The organism is Pseudomonas sp. ANT_H12B (genome assembly GCF_008369325.1).
GTDB lineage: Bacteria > Pseudomonadota > Gammaproteobacteria > Pseudomonadales > Pseudomonadaceae > Aquipseudomonas.
This window is the reverse complement of the sequence record NZ_VOBI01000003.1, coordinates 126,099-150,051: the sequence shown is the minus strand read 5'-3', so window position 1 is coordinate 150,051 and position 23,953 is coordinate 126,099. Positions and strand designations below refer to the sequence as shown.

The following is a 23,953-nucleotide window of genomic DNA, read 5'->3' as shown; positions in this document are numbered from 1 at the left end:
GCCCTGCGGCCAATAGCAGAAGCGGCGAGCGGGAGGATCTGATCATCTTCGCCACGGATAAAAAAACGACCGCTTGACCCCAGCCCAAGTGTAAGCAATGGGATGGACGCCCCTGCCCATAATTACATCGCTGTGCCAGAGTGAAGAGTAGAAAAAAGGGGACGGATCTTGGGACGGATCTATTTTTCCGTCTGGCGCCGGCACCAGACAAAACAAAGCCCTCGTAGAAATACGAGGGCTTTGTTGTTTCCGGGGTTTGGAAAAGCAGTCTTAGTGCCCCGCGCTCTGACCACCATCAACGTGCAGGATCTCGCCGGTGACAAAGTTGGCGCTATCCAAATACACAACCGCCTGAGCAATGTCGCTGATCTCGCCCATACGCCCAACCGGGTGCAGATTGCCCAGCGCTTCATGAGTTTCCTCGCCGTGCATTGGCGTCTTGATGATGCCTGGAGAAACCGCATTCACCCGAATCCCGCGCTTGGCGTATTCAATGGCCAGGGACTTGGTTGCCGCGTTCAATCCACCTTTAGTCAACGAAGCCAGTACGGAAGGCACGCCATCGATAGCATGGTCCACCAGGCTGGTGGTGATATTGACGACGTGGCCGCTGCCTTGTTTTTCCATCTCGGTGATCGCGAGTTGGGTGATGTAGAAGAAACCGTTCAGGTTCACCGACAGCACCGCGGCGTAGTCTTCTTGGGTATACGCGGTGAACGGCTTGGCAACGAAGATCCCGGCGTTGTTGACCAGGGTGTCGATGCGGCCGAAACGTGCGATGGCTTCACGGATGACTTGCTGGGCGACTTCCGGGTTGCCGATGTCGCCTGCCACGGTGAGGATGTCCGGGTCGGTGGACGGTTTGATCGAACGCGAAGTGGCGACAACCTTGTAATCCAGATCACGGAACGCCTTGACCATGCCTGCGCCGAGACCTTGGGAGGCGCCAGTAATTACGATGACTTTTTTCGAATTGCTCATGATGAACCTCAACTAATAAATGATGGTTTGAAAAAGTAAGTAATCAGGCTTCGGCGGGGGCCTTCGCCATTTGTCTCAACATCTGTTCGTAGTACTCGACCGACTGCGAACCGGACACCAGGTGACGACCGTTCAGCACCATGGCCGGAACCGAATTGATGCCGCGCTGGCGGTAATACCCTTCAAGCTCACGCACCTCTTTGGCGAACGCGCCGGACGCCAACACCTCTTGAGCCGCCGCCGCATCCAGCCCCGCTTCAGCAGCCAGACCCACCAGCGTCTCGCGATCGCTCGGGTTCCGGCCGTCGGTGAAATAAGCGCGCAGCAGGATTTTCTTCAGTGCGACCTGCCGCCCTTCCTGCATCGCCCACATCAACAACCGGTGAGCATCAAACGTGTTGTAGAAGTGGCTGCGCTTCTCCAGATCGAACTTGAAGCCAATGGCCTCACCGCGAGCGATCTGCATCGCTTTACCGGCGGCGACGTCTTCGGCGGTTCGTCCATATTTGCGCATCAAATGCTCAACCGCTTTTTCGCCGACTGCCGGCATGTCCGGGTTCAACTCGAAGGGCTTGTAAGTCAGCGCCACCGAGACTTCACCGGCCACGTTCTCGATCGCTTGCTCCAGCGCCGTCGCGCCCAAGGCGCACCACGGGCACACCACGTCGGAGATGAAATCGATGGAGACGGTCGCGGTCATGACTTCCCCTCCCCCTCAGCCAGCTGCTTGCGGTACTGGGTGGTAGTGATGCCGGCGTAGCCCCAGTTATCGGTGTCGACTTCTTCGATCACGATGTGGGTCAGGTGCGGGTCCTTGTTGAGGACGCGTTGCAGGGTTTCAGTGATTTCGGCGATCACCTGAGCTTTCTGCTCAGAGGTAACGCCATCGCGGGTGATGCGTACGCTTACGAAAGGCATGAGGAATCTCCAAGTGACCTTCCCTTCGGAATGAATGGGTAGGCGTTGGAGCTCAATGTATGGAGTTAGCTGGAGGGGATAAAGGTGGGGGCGGGAACATCATTAGTTACGTGGTGTAATGGGTTATGTCTCGCAGACACAATACGTTTGCATCAAAAACGATCAATCGACTAGCCTGCGTTTATCGCAAATTTTAGATAACTCAACGGATGGAGACGCTCATGGCAGTTCAATTTTTCGACAGCCCATTCCATGCCACGTATGACAGCGAAGTCGCTAGCAAAACAGCGTTGAAGATGGAGCTATCGATATTCATCACTGACTACATCAAAACCCTGGGCCTCAAACAAAGTGAGGCTGCAGCCAGGTTAAATGTGACCCAATCACGCGTCTCAGAACTCACCACTGGCAAGATCGAGAAATTTACGATCGATGCAATGACGGACATGCTGGATAAACTCGTATTTCGAACGACTTTTACCTTGCCGTCCAACGATGCCGGAGCTTTGCCTCAGATCGTAATTTCACAAGCAAAAGCCTGCTAGACGTTGTGCGATTTTGCTGTAGGGCTCAGCCCCTTCCGATGTAGTCCGTCTTGTTACGTGTCGCTTTTTTTCACTTTCAGCGACACGTTATTAAAACGTGTCGCTGGAGACGACATATGCGAGTCGATGCATTCCTTCGTTAACGGCCTCCCCTCAGCGATTGGAAGCGCTTGGCTCTCATTCATTTCGCATACAGATTCCAGCAAATCCTTTTGAAACTGATCCAATTCAATGTCCATTCCGGATATCTCCTTCAACAAGTCGGCAAAGCCATCAGCATGCCTTCTTCAAATTATGAATAATTATGGCTGACTCATAATTACTGCCCAGCCATAAAAAACACTAAACCTTCAACCCACGCCACCACCTAGCCACGATTGCGCGGCCTCCCACCGCAAGCTACCTTCGACGCGTCGCTGCCAATTCAGCGACCGGGCCTGAGAACTCGAATTCGATGCAGAAACTAACCGGAGTTCTCCTTATGCATGCCCGCAATCCATTCAAAATTTTCGCTACTGCCACACCGGGTTACGCCCACCACCGCCCAAAAACCGGAGGTGCCCAATGACCAACCCCCAAGACCTGAAAACCATCGGCCTCACCCCTTTCTCCTTCCACGGCAACCAACCGCTGTTCCGCATCAACGCCGGCGTTCCGGTTATCCAGGCCCTCTCCCACGCCTCCGACCTGCTCCACATCGCCAAACTTCTCGCATCTGACGCCGCCATGGTTCGTGACACCGACCGGCATGCCTGGGCGTCGCATTTTTTGCAGGATATGAGTAAGGCGATCATCGATGACGTAGCGAAGGTGCTCGATGCACCGGGTAACAACCGAGCCAGTAACGTCGCGCCCTAAACAAATCGCACACAAGAAAAAGCCCCGAATCAATCGGGGCTTTTTGCGTAAGTCGGTCATCGACCCACTGGCTGATTCGGGTGATATCGATCACTCACGCTACTGTCCATCGGCTCCTCCCCCCGAACCGACTGAGCCACAGCTTCGATAATGGCGGCCCAAATATCCGGCCTTGCCAGCACAGGCATTTCCTTTGCCAATACGTTGCTCAGCTTCCCTTCGTTCTGCTCAATGGATCGCAAGAGCCGATCAGCTTGTTGATCAGGCATCTCAACGACCTCCTTGATTGCCTGCCTGGCCCTTATGTGACTGCGCAAATACCGCGACTCTTCACGCATCTGTTCGGTGATGGTGCGGCGAATGACGTTAGACATGAAAACAACGTGTGGCCCCAGGTTCGGATAGCGCCACACCGGGCGGGCCTGATCCTGGCCTGTGAATTCAATATTCGAGACCACGCCGTCAGGGTATTGCGTACGAGTGTTGGCGAATGCTACCTGGTCTCGTATGCCTTGCATGAGCGGTTTTGAAACCTGATCCAGCACGCTGTCATAAAGACGTCGCTCAGCAGAGTCGTCGGTGATAACAGCTGAAATCGGAAGAATCACCGGGTCTGGAATGGCCCCATCACGCCGCAGAATGTCATTGATCAGGAAGCGATGGACCCGGCCGTTGCCGTCGGCCAGCGGATGGATATACACAAAAGCGAACGCTGCTACAGCACTGCGCATGACCGGGGACTGCCCTTGAGTACGATTCAGAAAGACGCGAATGCCTTCAAGCATCCGCTCCAAATCGCTCTCCGGGGGAGCGACATAATGGACAATCTCCTGATAGCGGACCGTTTCGCCAACAAACACCGGAGATTGCCGAATCCCCAGACGTGTCAGTGTGGTCACTGCGCCAAGGATTTCTTCTTGCATCTCAGCCAGTGCAGCATCGGTGAGCGGCAGTTCGCCTTGACCGGTTCGTCGCGCCAACACATCTGCGAAACGCTGGATACGCGTAGAACGATCCGCCTCCCCTTCAATGGCGAAGCTGGCTTTACTTTCCCTGAGCGTCATCCATGCGGCGGCGCGCAGCAGAAGCGCTTCGCCAAACTCTGCGGTCAGTTGGCCAAAGAGGTGAGGCACATCAAGGTCCGCTGCTGACTTGACTGCTGCAGTCTTGACGACAATTGGGCAGAAGTAGCTCGTGCCAGGCAGGTTGTCATTCACTCGCCAACGCGGCACTTTCACCGCCTCTTCAGGTGAAGCCGCCACCATTAGATCGGCGTTGATGGCGTCGACATACTTACCGCCTATAGGTTCTGGCGCCTGTAGCTGCTCGCCAGTGAGCCATTCAAACAAGAATGCTGACCTGCGGGCATATTGGCCGGTGGGCTCGTCATTCAACCAGCCTTGTACCGGTGCAGGACCCACCTTGGTAAACAGCTGGCTCAAGAACTCAAGGTTCGGGATTTCATGCCGCAGGTGAAATTGCAGATGGGATGAAAAGTCCGGATCGGGGCGCATGTTTTCCGTATAGGTCTCAAGACGAAACCCGTCTTCGACCTGAGTTGACCGTCGGCTACCGACCTGACTTAACACGGGTAGCCGTGCCATCGGCCTCACGTCGAATGTCGTTGCTAGCCAGGCAGCACCGATGGGGTCTACGGGAAACTCGCTCACGTCACACTCCTTGTAAAAGCTTGACCAATCAAAATCACCTACAAATGAAGAGTAACGATCAAAATCAGCTTCCGCTGCATAAAAATGATTATTTTTCAGTGCTAATGCATAAAAACGAACATTAAGAGCCCATCAAATTGAGCTCCGCGATTGAATTGGGCACCGTCGAATTTGCCCCAAACGCATAAAAACGATTTTATTTGCTCAAAAACGATCATAAATCAGGCGTTTTGCATAAAACCGTTCCGGAAACGGACAATCTCACGGAGTCCTCAAACACTGAAACCCGCAAGCCGCCCCTTTTTCATTCAAAAAAAGCCCCGAATCGGTCGGGGTCTTTTTGGGGGGTTTGATCATTTCAGTGGGGATTTTTTGGGGCCGCTACGCAGACCAGTGCGAGCAAGCTTGCTCGCCACAGGGGGGATGCAATCAAGCGACGATCACGGTTTGTACGGTGATTTGTTTGAGTGCATAGAACGGCGCAAGCGCCGCCTCATCCGCCGTAGCACCGGTAATCAACCGCCACTCCCGCTCAATCGGCGTCCAATGCTGCTGCCTCGCGCGCCCCAATTTATCGGTATCCGCCAGCACCACAATTTGCGCGGCCCGTTTGATGATGCATTCCTTCAAATACGCCTGCTGCGCACTCGCTTCACATAATCCAAACTCGGCAACCACGCCGTCAGCACCGAGGAAGGCTTTGTCGACACTCAACCGACTCAACGTCAGCTCCGCCAACGGCCCCAGCGTGCTCATGCTCGAACCGCGCAGATCACCGCCGATCAACGTCAGGCGCACACCCGGCGCATTGGCCAGAGTCATGACGGCGAGCAAGTTGTTGGTCACTACATGCACGTCTTGTCGCGAGCAAAGATGATGGGCCAGCGCAGCACACGTGGTGCCGCCGTCGAGCAGCACAGTATCGCCATCCTGAACGTGAGCCGCCGCTGCTTGGGCGATGGCGTCTTTTTGCTCCCACTGAGACGTCTTGCGTTCTTCCAGCGAAGCTTCCGGCTCATGAACGCCCACCACGGCAGTCGCGCCGCCATAAGTGCGCACCAAGTGCCGCTGTTTGGCGAGCATGGTCAGGTCGCGCCGCACCGTCGCTTCCGAGACCCCGAGCGCCGCGCTCAATTGCTCGACGTTGGCATCGCCAATGCGTACGAGATCGAGGATGGCGCGGTGGCGTTCGGATGCTTTCATGGCGGGTCTCGCACGGTGGACGGTGGTCGATCTTACACGACCGCGCCCGTGCAGCTCATCCCCGTCGCGTGGCAAGCTCCGCACCCTGGCGCAGCGCTTCGAGCAGGCTGCGTTCATCGGCGATGCCCTTTCCGGCGATATCGAAGGCCGTGCCGTGGTCGACGGAAGTGCGGATCACGTCCAGGCCGACGGTCACGTTCACACCGGCTTCAAGTCCCAACACTTTGACCGGGCCGTGGCCCTGGTCGTGATACATCGCGACCACCAGATCGAAGTCGCCGCGTCCGGCGCGGAAGAACAGCGTGTCGGCGGGCAGTGGGCCCGTCACGTCGAGGCCACGTTCCTGCAACAGCTTCACCGCAGGAATGATTTTTTCTTCCTCTTCGCCATAGCCGAACAAACCGTTTTCGCCGGCATGGGGATTGATCCCGCACACGCCAATACGCGGTTTGGCGATGCCCGCCTTGATCAGTGTCGCGTTGCCGCGCTCGATGGTGCGCTGGACCAGGCCCGGCTCGATCTTGCGGATCGCGTCGATGATGCCGATGTGGGTGGTGACATGAATCACCCGCAGTTGCGGTGCCACCAGCATCATCGAAACTTCGTCGACGTTGGTCAGATGCGCGAGCATTTCGGTATGGCCGGGGTACTTGTGGCCGCCGGCGTGCAGCGCTTCCTTGTTCAGCGGCGCAGTGCAGATCGCGTCGATTTGATCGGCCTCGGCGAGTTGCACGGCACGGGCAATGTATTGATAAGCAGCGTCACCGGCAATCGGCGACAGCTCGCCGAACGGCAGGTCGTCGGGGATCAGGTCGAGGTCGATGCAGTCAATGGTGCCGGCCTCGTACAACGCCTGGGAGGCGTCCTCGATACGGCGCACTTTGGCGCTGCCGCCGACGATGACATTGGCCTGCTCAAGACGACGGGCATCGCCGATCACCAGCGGCCGGCATTGTTGGTAGACGACGTCATGAGTCAGGCTCTTGACGATGATTTCCGGGCCGACACCGGTGGCGTCGCCCATGGTGATGCCGATGATGGGAAGGTAGTTGCTCATAATGTTCATTCGAGTCCTTGGATTCGTGTGCGTTGGGGCGAGGAGCGATCGGCGCTGTCGCTCAGGTGTTGCCATGCCGCATACAAGGCGTGATCGGAGCCGAACGCGCCCGCCTTGGTAACAATTGCGGGACGATGGCCCTGCCGGGAAACGGTCGGTCGCGCGAAGGCGACGCCGGCTTCGATTTCCGTCAGCAGTTGCAGGCTGTCGATGCCGACGGTGATCAATATCGCCCGCGCCGTCTCGCCACCCGTGGCGATCAGACCGCCGACCTTGGCGAAGTGCGGTTCAACCAACACGGCCAACATGGTCGACAGCTGCGCGCCCTCCTGGGGATCGAACGCCTCGTCGCGGCCGATACGCAACAGCAGATCACCCCAGCCGTTCAGTTGCTCGCCGATGCGCGCTTGCCAGATCGCCCAATCGCCATGGGTTGCGCCTTGGCGAAGGACCTCAGGCGGGACGACCAATTCGCTGACGCCGCCACGCTCCTTGAGCAGTGCGCATTGTCGTTCGCAGACGCCGGACAGACTGCCCACGAGTATCAGGATCGGTGCCTGACTTTTATCGACGGCATCGGGCTCGATGGCCGTGAACCGTGCTTCGGAAAAATCAGGAAGGCTGGCAATTTCCCGCGCCAAGCCACCCGAGCCGATCCAGAACAGCGGCTGGTCCATCGACGCGGTGAGGCGGGCGAGAGTCAACAGGTCGTCTTCGGTTTGTGCATCGACGATCAACGCTTGTGTGCCGCTGCGGGCGACCTCGGCAATGTGCTCCGCGAGTGCTTTTTCGTTGCCGCGCAAGGTGTCGAGGTCCAGCTTCGCGGTGCTCAGGCCGGCGGCGATGAGCATCGCTTCAACGTCGGCCGGACGGTCGGCGTTTTCCAGTTTCCAGGTATCTGTGGTTTCCAGCGGCTGGCCATTCACGAACACCCGACCGCCGCGCAATGTGCGTCCGGTGGCCGGAAACGCTGGAGCAACGACGGCCAGTCCCGCCAACGGTTGCAGGGCGGCGACTTCCGCCGCCCAATTGCCGCGCAAGGTCGAATCGATTTTCTTGTACAGCCGCTGCCCGGGTTGATGCAGTGCCTTGAAGGCGGCGACGGTACGCTCGGCGGCCCGCGCCGGTGAGAGGCGTCGGGTGTCCGTATCGGCGGCGATTACCTGAGCATCAGCCTTGTCATTCAAGGGGTCGAGCGTGACGACCGTTTGCAGCCCCATGCTGGCAAAACCGATGGCACAATCCGCCGCGCCCGACAGATCGTCCGCGATGATCAGAATCCTCATCGCAACGCCTCCTGTTTTTGAGGTTCGGGTTCCTCCGGAATAACGACGGGATTGCGCTGCTGCACGCGTTTGGCGACGGCGGCGGTGAGCAATGGCGCGAGGATCGCGGTGACCACGACGCAGGCGGCCACCAGAATGGTCGCGCTCTTGGCTGCTTCGGCGTACACCGGATTGGCCGCGGCGATCAGTGCAGGGACGGCTGCGGCGTTCCCGGCGGTAGTGGCCGCGGCGACACCGGCGACGCCAGTGCCACCGGTCAAACGGTCAGCGAAAAACAGCGGGATACCGGTCAGGACGACAACCGCAACACCCATGCCCAGACCCAGCAAACCGGCCTGCCAAACGTTATGTAAATCCAGGCTGGCGCCGAGTGCCAGGGCGAAAAACGGGATCATCACCGGAACGGCTTTTGCCAGAAAGTCGCGCATGTCGCGGTCGAGGTTGCCCAGCAGCATGCCCAGCGCCAATGGCAGGATGCTGCCCACCAGCGTCGGCCACGGGAATGCCGATAGACCGGCGATGCCCAACGTGACCATGGTCAGGAAGGGACCGGACTCCAGGGACATGACCGAGTAGGCGCCGACGTCTTCGGATCGACCGTACTGGCCCATCAGCGCCATGTACAAGCCGCCGTTGGTATCGTTCATCGCCGCAACAACCGCCAGCGTCGAAATCCCCGCGAAGAGCCCTGAGGAAATCGGCTGCTCGCCCAGGAAGTGCCCGAGCACAATACCAATAAGCACGGCGATGCCGACTTTAGTGATGAGCAGCGTGCCGCCCTTCTTTAGCAGGTAAGGCGTGGCTTTGATATTGATGCTCGCCCCCATGCAGACGTAGAACACCGCAAGGATCGGCAATGCGCCGGTGAACAGTGCATTGGTGAATGAGCCAAAAAACTTCGGCGTGTCGGGCAAGAATGTTGCCACCAGCGAACCGATCAACAGGGGCACGATCATCATGCCGCCAGGAATACGTTCAATGGTGCGCTTGATAGGAATTTGGGCCACGAGGGTCTCCTTTTATAATTGTTTGGCAAAACATGTATCACCTCGAAACTGACTGAACCAATCACCCGATGATTAATTCAGTCAAATTTATCTTAGGTCATCGCCATAAATTGCGCAAATCAATCAATTTGGATGCTCGTTTCAATCATTCAGGGTGGAGACCCCAGGTTCGTCAGATGGATTATTAACGCCTTCACCGCAGGCTAGAGCCGTGTGAAGCCCACAAAAAAGCCCCGAACCAGTCGGGGCTTGTTCTTTCTCAGCCTTACATCAGGCCTCGATGGCGCAACCGATCATCAGAAAATGTTGATCGGGTAATCCACGAACACACGCACTTCGTTACCGCTGGAGTTGTACTCACTCGACTTCTGCGAGACACGCAGGATCGAGCTGCGCAGTTTCACGCTCAGGTCTTTGGCCGGGCCGCTTTGCACGACGTACTTGAACTGGTTGAAGATTTCGCGCTCGGTACCGCCTTCGCTGGTGGAGGTGGTGATGTTGTCGCCGCGCACGTAGGCGAAGTTGTAGCTCAGGCCTGGAATACCGAAGGTGCTGAAGTCGAGGCCGTAGCCCAGCTGCCAGCTGCGTTCGTCTTCGGCGTTGAAGTCGGACCAGTAGGAGTTCGCCAGGTAGATGGTGTTGCCTCCGTCGCCGACGCGACCTTGGTCCTTCTGGTAGCCGCCGTAGGCATAGCCCAGGTTGCTGTCGCCGGTGCTGCGCTGGTGGGCGAGCGTGAACGAGTGCGCGCCGGTGGCGAAGGTGGCGGCCAGGCTCCAGATCTTGTTGTCGTCGCCGGTCGCACCGCTTTCGCGAACGTAGGAATCGTCCAGCTTGGTGCGATAGCCGTTGAAGTCCAGGGTCAGGGACTGATCCTTGTCGATCGGCAACACGTAGTTGGCGTTCACGTATTGCTTCTTCAACACGTCTTCGACGTCGGAGGCGTACAGCGCAGCCTTGAACTGTTCGGTGAACTGGTAGCTACCGCCCAGCACGTTGATCGACTTCAGGCCGCCGCTGTCATGGCCTTCAGCACTTTTGCGCGATTCGGCGGTGAAGCGACCGGCGTTCAGCTCCAGGCCCTTGATCTCCTTGGAGGTGATCAGGGTGCCGGTGTAGCTTTCCGGCAGCAGACGCCCGTTGTCGTGGCTCAATACCGGCAGGACCGGCATCTGGTCGCCGTAGGTCAGAACGGTGCTGGATACGCGGAATTTTACCGCGCCACCGGCTTTGGCCAGATCGCCGGCCGGGTTACCGCTGTCGCCTTCCTTGAAGAAGTCGATGCCTTGGCCGCCGCTGTGGCTACCACGGTCCAGACGCAAGCCGTACAAACCGAAGGCATCTACGCCTACGCCGACAGTTCCTTGGGTGAAGCCCGAGGTGTAGGTGCCGATGGCAGCTTGACCCCATTCACGCTGGTCGTCGTTGCCATCTTTTTTATCGCGATTGATGTAGGCATTGCGCAGCAGCACTTTGAGGCTGCTGTCTTCAACAAAACCCTTGGATTCGGCCTGGTCGTTAGCCATGACCTGTGTAGCACTCAACATCCCCAGAGCGATCAGGCTGATTCGCTTGTTCAACATTTTGTTCTTTTCCTTATGATCGGTTGATACGCGCTGTGTCGAACGGCTGAAACGGCGCTATTGCACTCTTTTTTCATCCCAAAACAAAAAGGCCCGCGCACGAAAAGTCGTGGCGGGCCTTTTTATTATTTTATGAGTCATGGCGGTTGGCCACAGGCGTTGGGCCGAATCGTAGCCGGGCCCTTAATGGTGTGTCAATTTCATGAATCGTCTGTGAATAGGCGAAAATCGTCTAAGAAATCACTTGTTAGCGATAGCCAGTTGCCGGGATGAAAACTTTTTGCAGGAAGTGAGGCTTTGCAAACCCACTGTATCAATTCAGACATGACTGGAAACAATCCAACGACGGCAACATGGATCAAAACAGCTTCCGCGATGGCGTGAGCGGTAACCGCCAACTGTTCGCACCGTCGATGAGTTGGCAGCGCTCACGCCTGATCTGAACTGGCTGGTGCAGTACGAATACAGCCGCTACAACCGTACGCCGGATCGCGGCCCCCCCGGTGTAAACGGACGTCCGGCAGACGTAGGACGGGATACCACCTACGGCAGCGAGCACGATTTCATCGATGACAAGTCGCAATCGCTACGCTCGAAACTCAGCTATGAACTCAGCGACAACTGGCAAGTGCGCCACACCCTCGGCCGCTCCCACAGGGTTTGGTGTTGATGACAAGTCCGTATGTCCTACACCAAAACCTTCGCCCATAAAAAAGCGCCGCCATCCCGGCAGCGCTTTTATCAATCCGTTGTTTTTCTTCTTATCCTTCCATCACATCCCACAACGCTTCCAGCTCCGCTTCGCTGAATAAACCAGCGGGGTAGCGCTCGATCATCATCCGGCGCGGATCAGGTTCTCTGATCTGACGCGTTCCATTGGATTTCAACCAGTGCGTCAGGACCTGGAGCGATTCGCTGTTTACTGCCAGGGGATGCAATGCCCGTTCGCTCACCACATTCATTTCGGCGTTCATTTCCGCGCTCTCTCCTGGTGTGTGAGCGGCTAACTTATCCAAGGTTTATGACAGAACATCGCAATTCTCCCCTCCCTGTTTTGCACCATGAGAGATACAAGAGCTGTGCCAAGGTTTCGCAACTGTCGACAAGCGGATACTAAAAAGCCCGCAGTCCTGTAGGGCTGCGGGCTTCTGCTAAACCGTGAGTGAAAACGTTTGCCGGAATTATTTTGCAATCAACTCAAGCTGTTACAACCCCACTCACTCCTTGTGCGGCGCGGTCTGTTGTTGGGTAAGGCAGTGGATGTTACCGCCTCCCAGTAACAGTTCGCGGCCGGGCACCATCACCACTTCGTGCTGCGGGAACAGTGCCTGCAAAATCTCTTTTGCCGGGCCATCCAACGGGTCGTCGAAACTTGGCGCGATGATGCCGCCGTTAACGATCAGAAAGTTCACGTAGGAACCGGCCAGACGCACGGTCGGATTACGTTCCTGAGTCCCGTCCACCGGATCCACACCCGCGCACTCTTCTTCGGTCGCATACAGCGGCCCCGGAATCGGCATTTTGTGCACCGTGAATGGGCGCCCCTTGGCGTCGGTGCTGCTCTCCAGCACTTTCATTGCCGCCTGGCAGCGTGGGTAGTTCGGGTCTTGCGGATCATCGGTCCAGGCCAGCAGCACTTCACCCGGACGCACGTAGCAGCAGAAGTTATCCACATGGCCGTCGGTTTCGTCGTTGAACAAACCGTCCGGCAGCCAGATGATTTTATCCACAGCCAGATTCGCGCTGAGCACCGCTTCGATCTCTGCACGGTTCATGTGCGGATTGCGATTGCGGTTAAGCAGGCATTCTTCGGTGGTGATCAGCGTGCCTTCGCCATCGACGTGGATCGAACCGCCTTCAAGCACAAAGCCCTCGGTGCGGTAGCGCTGGCTGCGCTCGATCTCGAGGATCTTGCCGCCGACCTGCGAGTCACGATTCCACGGCGAATACAGGCCACCGTCGAAACCGCCCCAGGCGTTGAAGTCCCAGTTCACGCCACGGACTTCGCCGCTGTTATTGATGACAAATGTCGGACCGGTATCCCGGACCCAGGCGTCATCGCTGGACATCTCGACGACGCGAATATTCGGTACATCCAGACGGGCACGGGCGTTTTCGTACTGGCCGGCGGAAACCGCGACGGTCACCGGTTCGAAACGGGCGATGGCCTTGGCCACCGCCACGTGCGCGGCTTGCGCCGGTTTGCCACCCAGGCGCCAGTTATCCGGGCGCTCGGGCCAGATCATCCAGGTCTGGGTTTGTGGCGCCCACTCGGCGGGCATGTAGAAGCCGTCGGCGCGCGGGGTGCTGTTTAAAGTGGTCATGCGATCAGGACTCCAGGGAACCGTCGAGGGTTTTGATCGCATTGTATAGGTTCGGGCGGCGATCACGGAACGAACCCCAGGCGCTGCGGATGTGCTCCAGTTCGTCGAGGTCGAAGCTGTGAACCAATACGCCTTCTTCGGTTTTGTCGAGTTCCTGAACCTTCTCGCCGAACTGGTTGGCGATGAACGACGAGCCGTAGAACGTGATGTCGTAGCCGTCCTGCTCTTCGTTGCCGATGCGGTTACTGGCGATCACCGGCATCAGGTTGGCGCCGGCATGGCCCTGCTGCACGCGCTGCCAGTGGTCACGGGACGAGATGGTCTTGTCGTGTGGCTCGCTGCCGATCGCGGTCGGGTAGAACAGGATTTCTGCGCCCAGCAACGCCATGCTGCGGGCGCATTCCGGGAACCACTGGTCCCAGCAAATGCCCACGCCGATTTTCGCGTAACGGGTGTTCCAGACTTTGAAGCCGGTATCGCCCGGGTTGAAGTAATACTTTTCGTGATAGCCAGGACCATCCGGGATGTGGCTTTTACGATAAATCCCGAGGTTGCTGCCATCGGCGTCGATGATTGCGATGCTGTTGAAACGCGCGCGTCCCGCCAATTCGTAGAAGCTGATTGGCAGCACGACTTGCAATTCTTTGGCGACTTTCTGGAAGTGCTTGATAGCGACGTTGTCTTCAACGGTCGTGGCCAGTTGCAGGTACTCCGGGTTCGGCTTCTGGCAGAAGTACGGGGCCTCGAACAATTCCTGGATCAGGATGATCTGCGCACCTTTGGCCGCGGCCTCACGGACCAGCTTCTCAGCGGTCTCGATATTGGCTTCAAGGTCCCAGGAACAAGCCATCTGGGTGGCGGCGACGGTAACGATACGGCTCATGAATCATCTCCTGGGCAAGTGCTTTAGGGTCGAGTGTGGCAGCGACCGATGACAGAAACGGGAAGTACCGGGCGTAGTGAGTTACGCCGTGGCAATGGCGACGTTATAGCCGATAAAAATCGGCTTTAAAAGCGTTTAGTCTTCCTTCTGTCGAAATTATCGCGCTTAAACCCGATAACAATCGAAGTACACATGTCCCTTGTGGGAGCGAGCCTGCTCGCGAAAGCGGTGGGTCAGTCAACACAGATGTTGAATGGTTGACCGCCTTCGCGAGCAGGCTCGCTCCCACAGGGAATAGTGTTTACAGGCCTTCTGCGAGCACCTTAGAGAGCATGTCGACAAAGAAATCCACGCTCTGACGCGAGGTCACCATCGGCGGTTTGATCTTGAGAATGTTCAGGTAATCGCCGGTTGGCTGCATGAAAATCCCCAGTTCGCGCAACCGGTCACACAGTGCCGTGGTTTCTTCGGTCGCGGGCTCCAGGGTTTCACGATTGCGGATCAACTCGACACCCAGATAAAAACCGGAACCGTGCACCGCCCCTACCAGCGGATGGATATCGATCAACGCTTCAAGCCGCGCCTTGAAATACCCGCCCACGACCTGAGCGTTTTCCCAGAGCTTTTCCTCTTCCATCACATCCAGCACCGCCATGCCGATCTGGCAACTGACCGGGCTGCCACCGGCCGACGAGAAGAAGTAACCCTCGGCCTCCAGCGCTTCAGCGATTTCCCGGCGGGTGATCACCGCACCCAATGGTTGGCCGTTACCCATACCCTTGGCCATGGTAATGATGTCCGGTACCACGCCCTGCTCTTCGAAGCCCCAGAAGAAATGACCCATGCGGCCATAACCGACCTGCACTTCGTCGGCGATACAGACGCCGCCCTGCGCACGAACCAGTGCATAAACCTGCTTCAAATACCCCGGCGGTAGCGAGATGCCGCCGGCATTGCCATACACCGGCTCGCAGATGAAACCGGCCAGCTGGCGTTTTTGTTCGGCGATTTTCGCCAGGTTGTGCTCAACGCTGCGCACGTAATCAGGCGCGCTGTCAGGGCCACGGAATTCGCCGCGATAGGTGTTCGGCGCGGTCACCGGATGTACCCAGTCCGGGCGGCTGCTCAAAGCCTTCGGGTTGTCGGCAATGGAAGTCGAGACCGCATCTGCTCCCACCGTCCAGCCGTGATAGGCCTCCAGCACGCTGATCATGTCGCGCCCGCCGCTGTAGGCCCACGCCAGGCGAATGGCCAGGTCGTTGGCTTCGCTACCGCTGTTGACCAGGAACACACGATCCATGGAGTCCGGCGACAACTTCAGCAAACGTTCGGAGAACTCGGCAAGCGCCGCGTAGTTGAACCGCGAGTTGGTATTGAGCAGCGACCACTGACGACTGGCGACCGCCGCCATGCGTGGATGACCGTGGCCGAGCACTGCCACGTTATTGAGCATGTCGAGATAGGAGCGGCCCTGCATGTCGATCAGGTGATTACGCCAGCCACGTTCGATGCGCGGCGGGTCGACGTAATAGTGCTTCTGTGTACGGGCAAAACTGGTGTCGCGGCGCGCCAGCAATGTTTGTGAATCGAGTTCTTTTTCAGCGTCACAGGCCAGCCCCAACAACGCCGCCGGCGACGGGCACAACACTTGCCATGCCGGCGCGCGAGACGGCGTACAAAACAATGGCGCATTAAACGAAGCACCCCGGCTCAACTGCACCACCAACGGCCCGCTGACCGAACCCAGCACTTGCCCTTTGACCAGCGCCGCGCCGGCGTGCAGCGACGGTGTGACGCCCCACAGACGCACGCTCAGTTGCGGGCCATCGAGTTGCAACACGCCCGGTGACGGCTGGTGGACAACCCCGGCAAACGGCGACTCGACGACCGTGCCGTGGGGCACTCGCAACTCGACGTGCAACGGGCAGGTGTCCGGTTCAGCAGCGCTGTCCGGTCGGGTGCGGGACAAGCGATATTGCCCGTAACGACTGGCGGCCAGACCATGAGTCGCGGCGGCTTCGGTCAGCAGACGCTGATCGATGCCTTCCTGCTCCCAATTGCCCGCCTCGAAATGCGGACTGAGCACACCCAAATCGATCAAGGCAAATTCACGCCCCACCAGGCTCGGCAGCAACGGCGCGAAACCTTCACTGCCGATGCTCGGCAGGCTCTGGCCGACCGACGTCAGGATCGCCGCTTCCATCAACGCCAACGGCACCGACGTGGCAACGCGGAAAATCTCCCGTTCGTGGGTGAGATTGTCACGACTGTAAGCATTGCCCGGATCGATGCTGACCTGCTGTTCGCCACTGAGCACCAGCACCGCCGCACGGGCGACGATCAGCGGCCAGAGTGCCAGCAGTTCTTCATGCGTGAGCGGATTGACCGCGTGATAGGCCTGCACCGCCGGCAAAATGCAGAAAGGGTCGCCATCGGCGTGATGCAGCAGCGCCGCGCAAGTCACCGACAGATCGGTGATGCGCCAGGTGCGGATCAGGTCGCCAAAATCGATCACGCCCTGCAATTGCCATTGGCGTTGCGAGTTTCGCTGCCACACCACGTTGTCGTCGGTGATATCCATGTGAATCGCTTGCACCGGCAGCTTATCCACAAGCGGCTGCAAATGACGCTCGACCAATTCGGCCGCATCGGCGATCAGCCGGCGTTGCTGATCATCTTTGATAACCGGCAGCAAATGCTCGATCAACGCGTTGGCGTGGCGAGCGTCCCATTGCAGCGTGCGCTCCAGCCCCGGATGGTCGAACCCCGCCAGCGCCAGGTCCATTTCGCCACAGAGCCGACCGAAGCCGGCGACCACTGAGCGATCGAAATGATCGAGGTGGGTCAGCGACTGGCCTTCGATGTAATCCAGCAGGCGCACATGAACCGCTTGGCCGTCGACGTCCAGAGAGAGCAGGTCTGCACCATTATTGGCAGGGATCACTCGTGGCACGTGCACACCGGGGTGCTCAGCCAAATGCTTGAGCCCCGCGTGCTGGGCTTGCAGCTCCAGCGCCGAATAGTCGCCACGGCAGATTTTCAGGACAAAACGCCCTTGGTCGCTGTCGACGCGAAAGTTGAGGTCCTGCTGGCTGCCGAGGGCCTGCAACCTTGCGCTCAGCCCGTAATGCTCCTTCAGCAGCTCAAGCGCTTGCTCTGCAGACACTTGCGGGCTGGGCAAACTGGCGCGATGAATCAACGTGGCGAGCGACATACAACAACCCCTGAAATTTTATTAGGCGCTTATATCGCCACTGCTTTGGGCGATACGCAACCCCCCTGCAAGCCAGCAACCTCTCAGGTGAACTTTCCTACGCAAATCCCGGATTGCCTTCCGCTGACCTTGACCCCCAACCTATTAGCCCGAACGGATCCAAGCACCTTCAAGGTAGAAATGAACACCCTGACAATGCGGCGCCTTGCACTATCAAACAAAAAAATCCGCAACATCCCACGTCGACTGAAAGCACTTGCGGCTTGGAGTTGTCGCTTCGAGGGGTACTTTTTTGACAACCTCACTCTCGATCAGAAATACAGCAACTGGAAGATTCCTGTTATCACGACACTGGTAGAGGGCAAACAAGCTACTGCTGCCATACGTAAAGAATGTGCCCAGGCGGTGAAGTTGATTAACAGATTGGAGGTTGCAGCTATAAACAAGCCATCGCAACTTCGAAGGTTTTATCGACAGATTAGCCACACCTCTCGCGCCGAACGCCACTTTGCGCAAGAATGTCGGCCACCAATGCCAATTGCTGGAGAAACACCATGAATGTAGTCACCACCGACCTGCCCGGTGTACTGATCATCGAGCCCAAGGTATTTGGTGACGAGCGCGGTTTTTTTTACGAAAGCTTTAACGCCAAGGCTTTCGAAAAAGCGACTGGCCTGGACACCAAGTTCGTTCAGGACAACCATTCCCGCTCGCAAAAAGGGGTACTGCGCGGTCTGCATTACCAGCTGGAGAATACCCAAGGCAAACTGGTCCGCGTCACGGCCGGTGAAGTGCTTGATGTGGCCGTGGACATCCGCCGCAGCTCGTCGCATTTCGGCAAATGGGTCGCCGTACGCCTTTCTGCCGATAACCATCGCCAGCTCTGGGTTCCGGAAGGTTTCGCCCACGGCTTCGTGGTGCTGAGCGATTTTGCCGAGTTTCTCTACAAAACCACTGATTACTACACCCCAGCGGCCGAGCGCAGCATTCGCTGGGATGATCCGGACCTGGCCATCGACTGGCAACTGGACGAAGCACCGCAACTGTCCGGCAAGGATCAGGCCGCGGCGTTCTTCAAGGACGCTGACGTCTTTTCCTGAAACGCTGTCTGAATCTTCACCACAATGCAGGCCCGACCCAAGGTGCGCAGACGGTGCCCGCAAGCCTAGGCATAATGCGCCTGTACCCACAGGCGCCCGATGCTCATGACTCCGACCCTCCCCCGCAGACCCCGCTGGCGCAGCCTGGCCCTGCTCGCGCTGTGCCTGGCGCCGTTGCTGTGGCCGCTGGAGCATCTGGCCGAGCGTTATTACCGCAGCGAACTGGCCGGGCAAAACCGCCAGACCCTCGACCTCTACGTCGCCAACCTGCTGGGCACACTGCACCGTTATGAAGTATTGCCGCAGATTCTCGGCGACCTGCCGGCCCTGCGCGCGGCCCTGGGTGCGCCCGACGATGGTGTCACCCAGGGCAACGCCAACCGTTTACTGAAAAACATCAGCGGCCAGACCGGCGCCGAAGTCATGTACCTGATGGACACCACGGGCAAGACCCTGGCGGCCTCCAACTGGGACAAACACGACAGTTTTGTCGGCCGCAACTTTTCCTTCCGGCCGTATTTCAGCGAAGCGATGGATGGGCGGCTCGGACGTTTTTTCGGCTTGGGGACGACGTCGGCCAAACGCGGCTATTTCTTCGCCGCCGCCGTGCGCAACGGCGAGAAAATCATTGGCGTGCTGGTGGTCAAGGTCGACCTGGACCACACCGAAAGTCTCTGGGGCAAAACTCCGGAACAACTGCTGCTGACTGACCACAACGGCGTGGTCATTCTCACGTCACGGCCCGAGTGGCGATTCCGCTCGACCCGCCCGCTAAGTGCAGAGGAACGCAAGGCGATTATCGCGATTCAACCCTACCCGACCCGAGATCCCAAGCCATTGAGGCTCAACCCCAATGCCTGGCTGACTCAGACCCAGCAGATCGCAGAAACCGGCTGGAACGTCAGCATCCTCGCCCCGCGCACCCTGATTGACCGCCCGGTACGAACGGTCGTCGCCATTGGCGGTGCAATGTTGCTGGTGCTGATGCTGTTGCTCGGCCTGATGATGCAGCGCCGCCGTCATTACCTCGAACGGATCGCCTTCGAAGCCAAGGCCCGCCTCGAACTGGAAGGCCGGGTCGCCGAGCGGACCAGCGACCTCGAAGGCCTCAACCGGCGACTGAAACAGGAAGTACTGGAGCGCGAACACGCCCAGCAAGAACTGGTGCGCGCCCAGGATGATCTGGTGCAAGCAGGCAAGCTGTCGGCGCTGGGGACGATGTCGGCGAGCATCAGCCACGAACTCAATCAGCCGTTGGCGGCGATCCGCAGCTACGCGGAAAACGCCGAGGTACTGCTCGATCATCAGCGCACCGACGATGCGCGCGGCAACCTCAAGCTGATCAGCGAATTGACCGGGCGCATGGCCTCGATCATCGCCCACCTGCGAGCCTTCGCCCGGCGCGACCGCCATGCCCCGGAAAGCGTCGCCCTGCAACCGGCGCTGGACGACGCGTTGGCGTTGCTGGCCAAGCGTCGACGCAGTATGGAGGTCGAGTTGATTCGCGACTTGCCGGCCGCCACCCTGTGGGTCGAGGCCGGGGAAACCCGTCTGCGTCAGGTGCTCGGCAATCTGCTGGCCAACGCCCTGGACGCGCTGACTGAAAAAGGTCCGCCGCGTAAACTCTGGTTGAGTGCCCAATCCACCGCCGATGGCGTCACTCTGTACATTCGCGACAATGGTCCAGGCTTTTGCATGGAAGCCCTTGGTCGCGCCAGCGAGCCCTTCTACACCACCAAGACCCGCACTCAGGGGCTTGGCCTGGGGCTGGCGATCTGCGATACCCTGATGCGTGCCTTCGGTGGGGAACTGTCGTTTGCCAACCACAAGGAAGGTGGCGCCCTGATTACCCTGAAGCTGCGCGCAGGCGCACCGGGTGTGAGCCTGCAACCGTCCGAGGACCGAAGTGCATGACCATCGACAACCGCATCCAGGTCGTGTTGATCGACGACGATCCCCACCTGCGCCAGGCACTGGGCCAGACGCTGGATCTGGCCGGCCTGAAAATCCTGCCTCTGGCCGAAGCCAAGGGCCTGGCCGGGCAACTGGAACGTGACTGGGCGGGCGTGGTGGTCAGTGACATCCGCATGCCGGGCATGGATGGGCTCGAACTGCTGACCGAACTCCACGCCCAGGACCCTGAGCTGCCGGTGCTATTGATCACCGGTCACGGCGATGTGCCGCTGGCGGTGCAGGCCATGCGCGCCGGGGCCTACGACTTTCTGGAAAAACCCTTCGCCAGCGATGCCCTGCTCGACAGCGTGCGCCGCGCGCTGGCCTTGCGCCGGCTGGTGCTGGACAACCGCAGCCTGCGCCTGGCCTTGAGCGATCGCAACGAATTGAGTGCCCGACTGGTCGGGCATTCGGCGCCGATGCTGCGCCTGCGCGAGCAGATTGGTGCATTGGCGGCAACCAAGGCCGACGTACTGATCCTCGGCGAAACCGGTGCCGGCAAAGAAGTGGTGGCCCGGGCGCTGCACGACTTGTCGAGCCGTCGCAACGGTCCGTTCGTGGCGATCAACGCCGGGGCGCTGGCCGAGTCGGTGGTTGAAAGCGAGTTGTTCGGTCACGAACCGGGCGCCTTTACCGGCGCGCAGAAGCGCCGCATCGGCAAGTTCGAATTCGCCAACGGCGGCACGCTGTTCCTCGATGAAATCGAAAGCATGAGCCTGGATGTGCAGGTCAAGCTGCTGCGTTTGCTGCAGGAGCGGGTGGTGGAGCGCCTGGGCGGCAATCAACTGATTCCACTGGATATCCGCATCATCGCCGCAACCAAGGAAGACCTGCGCCAATCGGCTGATCAGGGGCGCTTCCGCGCCGACTTGTATTACCGCCTGAACGTCGCGCCGCTGCGTATACCACCGCTGCGTGAGCGCGGCGAAGATGCGCTGATGCTGTTCCAGCATTTCGCCGACGAAGCCAGCGCCCGCCACGGTTTGCCGCCCCACGAACTGCAACCGGGGCAACGCGCCCTGCTGCTGCGCCATACCTGGCCAGGCAACGTGCGGGAATTGCAGAACGCCGCCGAACGCTTCGCCCTCGGCCTGGAGTTGGCGCTGGACAACAGCGCGCCGGATGGTGGGGCCGGTACGACGGTGGAAGTGGTCAGTGGCGGGCTCAGCGAGCAAGTGGAAAATTTCGAAAAAACCCTGATCGCCACCGAACTGACACGCTCGCACAGTTCCGTGCGCAGCCTTGCCGAAGCGCTCGGCATTCCGCGCAAGACCTTGCACGACAAGCTGCGCAAGCATGGCCTGAACTTCGCCGATGCCGGCACTCACCAAAACACTGATGAACTCGATTGAGCTACCGTCAAACCATCATCTTCAACCAAGAGGTCCATGAATGAACCGCGACAGTCGTCACCTGGAATCCGTTCTCCATCGCGACATTCCCCTCACGCGGGACATGGGCGTCAAGGTGCTCGACTGGCACGATCAGCAACTGCGCCTGCACTTGCCGCTGGAGGCCAACGTCAACCACAAGAGCACCATGTTCGGCGGCAGCCTGTATTGCGGCGCGGTGCTGGCAGGCTGGGGTTGGCTGCATCTGCGCCTGCGTGAAGAGGGCATTGAGGGCGGGCACATCGTGATTCACGAAGGCCATATCAGCTATCCGCTACCGGTGACCACCGATGCCACAGCCATTTGCCATGCGCCGAGTGCGGCGATGTGGAAGAAGTTTTTGGCGATGTATGAGCGCTATGGCCGGGCGCGGCTGACGTTGCATTCACGGATTGTGAATGCCGGGAGTGAGGAGGATGCGGTGAAGTTTGTCGGGCAGTACGTCCTCCATCGCTGACTGATCGTTCCCACGCTCTGCATGGGAATGCCTCAAGGGACGCTCCGCGTCCAGTGACGCGGAGCGTCACGGGCTGCATTCCCACGCAGAGCGTGGGAATGATTTTATTAGTTGCGGGCTAACGCCAGTAGTTTTTCGCGCCAGGCTGCTTTCGCCGGCAGCGCCAAAAAGAACTCATTCAACAGCGATTCCCGCGCCGGATAGCAGAACGGCTGACCGCTCAAATCCAGCACCTCGCCACCCGCCCCTTCCAACACGCCTTGGGCCGCCGCCGTGTCCCACTGCGAAGTCGGAGCCAACCTTGGATAACAATCCGCCGCCCCCTCTGCCAGCAAACAAAACTTCAGCGAACTGCCGATATTGGCCAATTTCAGTTCACCCAGGCTGTCGCTCAACCCGGCCAGCAAGCGCTCCTGCTCGGGACTCGAATGCCGACGACTGGCGACCACGGTAAACGCTTCACCCGCCGCCGGTACTTCACGAACCTGAATCGGCAGCGGCTCAGCGCCCTTATCACCACGCCATGCGCCCAGACCCGCACCGCCCACATAAAAGCGCCCATTGGTCGGCATCGACACCACGCCAAACACCACCCGCCCGTGCTCGATCAACGCAATGTTGACGGTGAATTCTTCGCTACCGGAAATGAATTCCTTGGTCCCGTCCAGCGGGTCCACCAACCACCAGCGCTGCCACCCGGCGCGCACGCTCTGGGGAATGTTGGCGTCTTCTTCGGACAACACCGGGATGCTCGGGTCCAGCGCTGTCAAACCCGCGAGAATCAGATGATGAGCCGCCATGTCGGCTGCGGTGACCGGAGAATCGTCGGCCTTGGCGGTCACGGCGGTGCCGGTGCGCCAGAACGGCAGAATCGCGTCGCCAGCCTTCAATGCCAATTCAACCACTGGCGCCATCAACGGATGAGGGAAATTCATGGCTGGAACACCCCGCGCTGAGTCAGCAGATCACGGGCCAGGTACAGCGCCGCCAAGGCTCGACCCTCGGTGAATCGCGGGTTCTGGGCCAGGCCCGACAGCTCACGCAGGTTGATCTTGTCCACGCCCATCGGCTCGGGCTCATCGCCCTCAAGGCGCTCTTCGTACAGATCGGTGGCCAGCACTACCTGAATCTTCTGGCTCATGTAACCGGGCGACAACGACAACTCGGTCAAATGCTCCAATTGCCGCGCGCCATACCCGGCCTCTTCCTTTAGCTCGCGCTCAGCCGCCGCCAGCACATCTTCGCCCGGCTCGATCAAGCCTTTAGGCAGGGACAATTCGTATTCATCGGTGCCGCCGCAATACTCTTCAACCAGCACCGCGTGGTCCGCATCGAGCATCGCCACGATCATCACCGCGCCATACCCGGCGCCTTTGCCGACCAGTCGCTCGTAAGTGCGCTCCACGCCATTGGAAAAGCGCAACTTCAGCTCTTCGACGCAGAACAAACGGCTGGTGGCGACGATCTCGCGGGCGAGGATGGTGGGTTTCTGGCGCATGAAAAGCTCCTTGGCGTGAACGCGTTAC

At 58.9% G+C, this 23,953-nt stretch carries 23 protein-coding genes and 1 pseudogene; 8 read left to right on the top strand and 16 right to left on the bottom strand.

What is annotated here, in order from left to right; translation table 11 throughout:
- Positions 1-270: 270 nt before the first annotated feature.
- Genes FQ185_RS05925 through FQ185_RS05915 form a run of 3 tightly spaced genes read right to left on the bottom strand, consistent with a single transcriptional unit; the run spans position 271 to position 1,899 of the window.
- On the bottom strand, positions 271-981 hold the full coding sequence (locus tag FQ185_RS05925; RefSeq protein WP_149416694.1) for an SDR family NAD(P)-dependent oxidoreductase: 711 nt from the start codon (positions 979-981) through the stop codon (positions 271-273).
- A 43-nt stretch (positions 982-1,024) separates the two neighbouring features.
- Entirely contained in the window at positions 1,025-1,681 is a 657-nt protein-coding gene (locus FQ185_RS05920) for a DsbA family oxidoreductase (protein WP_149416693.1), read from the bottom strand.
- On the bottom strand, positions 1,678-1,899 hold the full coding sequence (locus FQ185_RS05915) for a 4-oxalocrotonate tautomerase family protein (RefSeq protein ID WP_149416692.1): 222 nt from the start codon (positions 1,897-1,899) through the stop codon (positions 1,678-1,680). Before FQ185_RS05915 ends, FQ185_RS05920 begins: the two co-directional genes overlap by 4 nt.
- Positions 1,900-2,120: 221 nt before the next feature.
- Here FQ185_RS05915 and FQ185_RS05910 point away from each other — a divergent pair, with 221 nt between their 5' ends.
- The gene (locus FQ185_RS05910; RefSeq protein ID WP_149416691.1) at positions 2,121-2,444 is read left to right on the top strand and encodes a helix-turn-helix domain-containing protein; all 324 of its coding nucleotides are present in this window, start codon (positions 2,121-2,123) and stop codon (positions 2,442-2,444) included.
- A gap of 53 nt (positions 2,445-2,497) precedes the next feature.
- Here FQ185_RS05910 and FQ185_RS05905 read toward each other — a convergent pair whose 3' ends face one another.
- Positions 2,498-2,683 (bottom strand): hypothetical protein, encoded by a 186-nt coding sequence (locus tag FQ185_RS05905; RefSeq protein ID WP_149416690.1) that lies wholly within the window; start codon positions 2,681-2,683, stop codon positions 2,498-2,500.
- Positions 2,684-3,008: 325 nt separating this feature from the next.
- Between FQ185_RS05905 and FQ185_RS05900 the strand changes: the two genes are divergently transcribed.
- A complete protein-coding gene (locus FQ185_RS05900; protein ID WP_149416689.1) occupies positions 3,009-3,302 on the top strand; it encodes a DUF3077 domain-containing protein in 294 nt (97 codons plus the stop codon).
- A 56-nt stretch (positions 3,303-3,358) separates the two neighbouring features.
- Here the strand turns inward: FQ185_RS05900 and FQ185_RS05895 are convergent, their stop codons facing one another.
- From FQ185_RS05895 to FQ185_RS05870, 6 genes are all read right to left on the bottom strand, one after another.
- Positions 3,359-4,972 (bottom strand): Fic family protein, encoded by a 1,614-nt coding sequence (locus FQ185_RS05895; RefSeq protein WP_149416688.1) that lies wholly within the window; start codon positions 4,970-4,972, stop codon positions 3,359-3,361.
- A 429-nt stretch (positions 4,973-5,401) separates the two neighbouring features.
- On the bottom strand, positions 5,402-6,175 hold the full coding sequence (locus FQ185_RS05890; protein WP_149416687.1) for a DeoR/GlpR family DNA-binding transcription regulator: 774 nt from the start codon (positions 6,173-6,175) through the stop codon (positions 5,402-5,404).
- 55 nt (positions 6,176-6,230) lie between these two features.
- The gene (pdxA, locus tag FQ185_RS05885) at positions 6,231-7,232 is read right to left on the bottom strand and encodes a 4-hydroxythreonine-4-phosphate dehydrogenase PdxA (protein WP_149416951.1); all 1,002 of its coding nucleotides are present in this window, start codon (positions 7,230-7,232) and stop codon (positions 6,231-6,233) included.
- A 5-nt stretch (positions 7,233-7,237) separates the two neighbouring features.
- Positions 7,238-8,518, bottom strand: coding sequence for a four-carbon acid sugar kinase family protein (locus FQ185_RS05880; protein WP_149416686.1), 1,281 nt, complete (start codon positions 8,516-8,518; stop codon positions 7,238-7,240).
- The gene (locus tag FQ185_RS05875; RefSeq protein WP_149416685.1) at positions 8,515-9,525 is read right to left on the bottom strand and encodes a 2-keto-3-deoxygluconate permease; all 1,011 of its coding nucleotides are present in this window, start codon (positions 9,523-9,525) and stop codon (positions 8,515-8,517) included. The genes FQ185_RS05880 and FQ185_RS05875 overlap by 4 nt, the downstream gene beginning before the upstream one ends.
- A gap of 296 nt (positions 9,526-9,821) precedes the next feature.
- On the bottom strand, positions 9,822-11,105 hold the full coding sequence (locus FQ185_RS05870) for an OprD family porin (RefSeq protein ID WP_149416684.1): 1,284 nt from the start codon (positions 11,103-11,105) through the stop codon (positions 9,822-9,824).
- A 341-nt stretch (positions 11,106-11,446) separates the two neighbouring features.
- Between FQ185_RS05870 and FQ185_RS05865 the strand changes: the two are divergent.
- Positions 11,447-11,751: pseudogene (locus FQ185_RS05865) on the top strand (TonB-dependent siderophore receptor); the annotation flags it as partial.
- Between the two features lie 115 nt (positions 11,752-11,866).
- Here FQ185_RS05865 and FQ185_RS05860 read toward each other — a convergent pair.
- The 4 genes from FQ185_RS05860 to FQ185_RS05840 form a co-directional block, all read right to left on the bottom strand.
- Positions 11,867-12,079: a hypothetical protein gene (locus FQ185_RS05860; protein ID WP_149416683.1), complete on the bottom strand. Its 213-nt coding sequence runs from the start codon at positions 12,077-12,079 to the stop codon at positions 11,867-11,869.
- Between the two features lie 243 nt (positions 12,080-12,322).
- Entirely contained in the window at positions 12,323-13,429 is a 1,107-nt protein-coding gene (aguA, locus tag FQ185_RS05855) for an agmatine deiminase (RefSeq protein WP_149416682.1), read from the bottom strand.
- A 4-nt stretch (positions 13,430-13,433) separates the two neighbouring features.
- Positions 13,434-14,312 (bottom strand): N-carbamoylputrescine amidase, encoded by an 879-nt coding sequence (aguB, locus tag FQ185_RS05850; RefSeq protein ID WP_149416681.1) that lies wholly within the window; start codon positions 14,310-14,312, stop codon positions 13,434-13,436.
- A gap of 301 nt (positions 14,313-14,613) precedes the next feature.
- Complete coding sequence (locus tag FQ185_RS05840; protein ID WP_149416679.1) at positions 14,614-17,526, bottom strand: aminotransferase; 2,913 nt, start codon at positions 17,524-17,526, stop codon at positions 14,614-14,616.
- Here FQ185_RS05840 and FQ185_RS30160 point away from each other — a divergent pair.
- From FQ185_RS30160 to FQ185_RS05815, 5 genes are all read left to right on the top strand, one after another.
- A complete protein-coding gene (locus tag FQ185_RS30160) occupies positions 17,503-18,084 on the top strand; it encodes a DUF3916 domain-containing protein (protein WP_178113495.1) in 582 nt (193 codons plus the stop codon). The two genes, FQ185_RS05840 and FQ185_RS30160, sit on opposite strands and share 24 nt — an antisense overlap.
- Entirely contained in the window at positions 18,081-18,626 is a 546-nt protein-coding gene (rfbC, locus tag FQ185_RS05830) for a dTDP-4-dehydrorhamnose 3,5-epimerase (protein WP_149416678.1), read from the top strand. The genes FQ185_RS30160 and rfbC overlap by 4 nt, the downstream gene beginning before the upstream one ends.
- A gap of 105 nt (positions 18,627-18,731) precedes the next feature.
- Positions 18,732-20,540 carry an ATP-binding protein gene (locus tag FQ185_RS05825; RefSeq protein ID WP_149416677.1) on the top strand — a complete coding sequence of 603 codons (1,809 nt, stop codon included), beginning with the start codon at positions 18,732-18,734 and terminating at the stop codon, positions 20,538-20,540.
- On the top strand, positions 20,537-21,931 hold the full coding sequence (locus tag FQ185_RS05820) for a sigma-54 dependent transcriptional regulator (RefSeq protein ID WP_149416676.1): 1,395 nt from the start codon (positions 20,537-20,539) through the stop codon (positions 21,929-21,931). Before FQ185_RS05825 ends, FQ185_RS05820 begins: the two co-directional genes overlap by 4 nt.
- A gap of 40 nt (positions 21,932-21,971) precedes the next feature.
- Entirely contained in the window at positions 21,972-22,427 is a 456-nt protein-coding gene (locus FQ185_RS05815) for a thioesterase domain-containing protein (RefSeq protein ID WP_149416675.1), read from the top strand.
- A gap of 107 nt (positions 22,428-22,534) precedes the next feature.
- Here FQ185_RS05815 and cysQ read toward each other — a convergent pair whose 3' ends face one another.
- Both cysQ and nudE read right to left on the bottom strand, forming a co-directional pair.
- On the bottom strand, positions 22,535-23,362 hold the full coding sequence (gene cysQ, locus FQ185_RS05810) for a 3'(2'),5'-bisphosphate nucleotidase CysQ (protein WP_149416674.1): 828 nt from the start codon (positions 23,360-23,362) through the stop codon (positions 22,535-22,537).
- Positions 23,359-23,925: an ADP compounds hydrolase NudE gene (gene nudE / locus FQ185_RS05805; RefSeq protein ID WP_149416673.1), complete on the bottom strand. Its 567-nt coding sequence runs from the start codon at positions 23,923-23,925 to the stop codon at positions 23,359-23,361. Before nudE ends, cysQ begins: the two co-directional genes overlap by 4 nt.
- Positions 23,926-23,953: the final 28 nt, after the last annotated feature.

What these genes read in the sequence shown, in the direction of transcription:
- FQ185_RS05925 (WP_149416694.1), bottom strand. Translation starts at nt 981, where the DNA reads ATGAGCAATTCGAAAAAAGTCATCGTAATTACTGGCGCCTCCCAAGGT.
- FQ185_RS05920 (WP_149416693.1), bottom strand. Translation starts at nt 1,681, where the DNA reads ATGACCGCGACCGTCTCCATCGATTTCATCTCCGACGTGGTGTGCCCG.
- FQ185_RS05915 (WP_149416692.1), bottom strand. Translation starts at nt 1,899, where the DNA reads ATGCCTTTCGTAAGCGTACGCATCACCCGCGATGGCGTTACCTCTGAG.
- FQ185_RS05910 (WP_149416691.1), top strand. Translation starts at nt 2,121, where the DNA reads ATGGCAGTTCAATTTTTCGACAGCCCATTCCATGCCACGTATGACAGC.
- FQ185_RS05905 (WP_149416690.1), bottom strand. Translation starts at nt 2,683, where the DNA reads ATGGACATTGAATTGGATCAGTTTCAAAAGGATTTGCTGGAATCTGTA.
- FQ185_RS05900 (WP_149416689.1), top strand. Translation starts at nt 3,009, where the DNA reads ATGACCAACCCCCAAGACCTGAAAACCATCGGCCTCACCCCTTTCTCC.
- FQ185_RS05890 (WP_149416687.1), bottom strand. Translation starts at nt 6,175, where the DNA reads ATGAAAGCATCCGAACGCCACCGCGCCATCCTCGATCTCGTACGCATT.
- pdxA (WP_149416951.1), bottom strand. Translation starts at nt 7,232, where the DNA reads ATGAGCAACTACCTTCCCATCATCGGCATCACCATGGGCGACGCCACC.
- FQ185_RS05880 (WP_149416686.1), bottom strand. Translation starts at nt 8,518, where the DNA reads ATGAGGATTCTGATCATCGCGGACGATCTGTCGGGCGCGGCGGATTGT.
- FQ185_RS05870 (WP_149416684.1), bottom strand. Translation starts at nt 11,105, where the DNA reads ATGTTGAACAAGCGAATCAGCCTGATCGCTCTGGGGATGTTGAGTGCT.
- FQ185_RS05860 (WP_149416683.1), bottom strand. Translation starts at nt 12,079, where the DNA reads ATGAACGCCGAAATGAATGTGGTGAGCGAACGGGCATTGCATCCCCTG.
- aguA (WP_149416682.1), bottom strand. Translation starts at nt 13,429, where the DNA reads ATGACCACTTTAAACAGCACCCCGCGCGCCGACGGCTTCTACATGCCC.
- aguB (WP_149416681.1), bottom strand. Translation starts at nt 14,312, where the DNA reads ATGAGCCGTATCGTTACCGTCGCCGCCACCCAGATGGCTTGTTCCTGG.
- FQ185_RS30160 (WP_178113495.1), top strand. Translation starts at nt 17,503, where the DNA reads ATGAATCAACGTGGCGAGCGACATACAACAACCCCTGAAATTTTATTA.
- FQ185_RS05840 (WP_149416679.1), bottom strand. Translation starts at nt 17,526, where the DNA reads ATGTCGCTCGCCACGTTGATTCATCGCGCCAGTTTGCCCAGCCCGCAA.
- rfbC (WP_149416678.1), top strand. Translation starts at nt 18,081, where the DNA reads ATGAATGTAGTCACCACCGACCTGCCCGGTGTACTGATCATCGAGCCC.
- FQ185_RS05825 (WP_149416677.1), top strand. Translation starts at nt 18,732, where the DNA reads ATGACTCCGACCCTCCCCCGCAGACCCCGCTGGCGCAGCCTGGCCCTG.
- FQ185_RS05820 (WP_149416676.1), top strand. Translation starts at nt 20,537, where the DNA reads ATGACCATCGACAACCGCATCCAGGTCGTGTTGATCGACGACGATCCC.
- FQ185_RS05815 (WP_149416675.1), top strand. Translation starts at nt 21,972, where the DNA reads ATGAACCGCGACAGTCGTCACCTGGAATCCGTTCTCCATCGCGACATT.
- cysQ (WP_149416674.1), bottom strand. Translation starts at nt 23,362, where the DNA reads ATGAATTTCCCTCATCCGTTGATGGCGCCAGTGGTTGAATTGGCATTG.
- nudE (WP_149416673.1), bottom strand. Translation starts at nt 23,925, where the DNA reads ATGCGCCAGAAACCCACCATCCTCGCCCGCGAGATCGTCGCCACCAGC.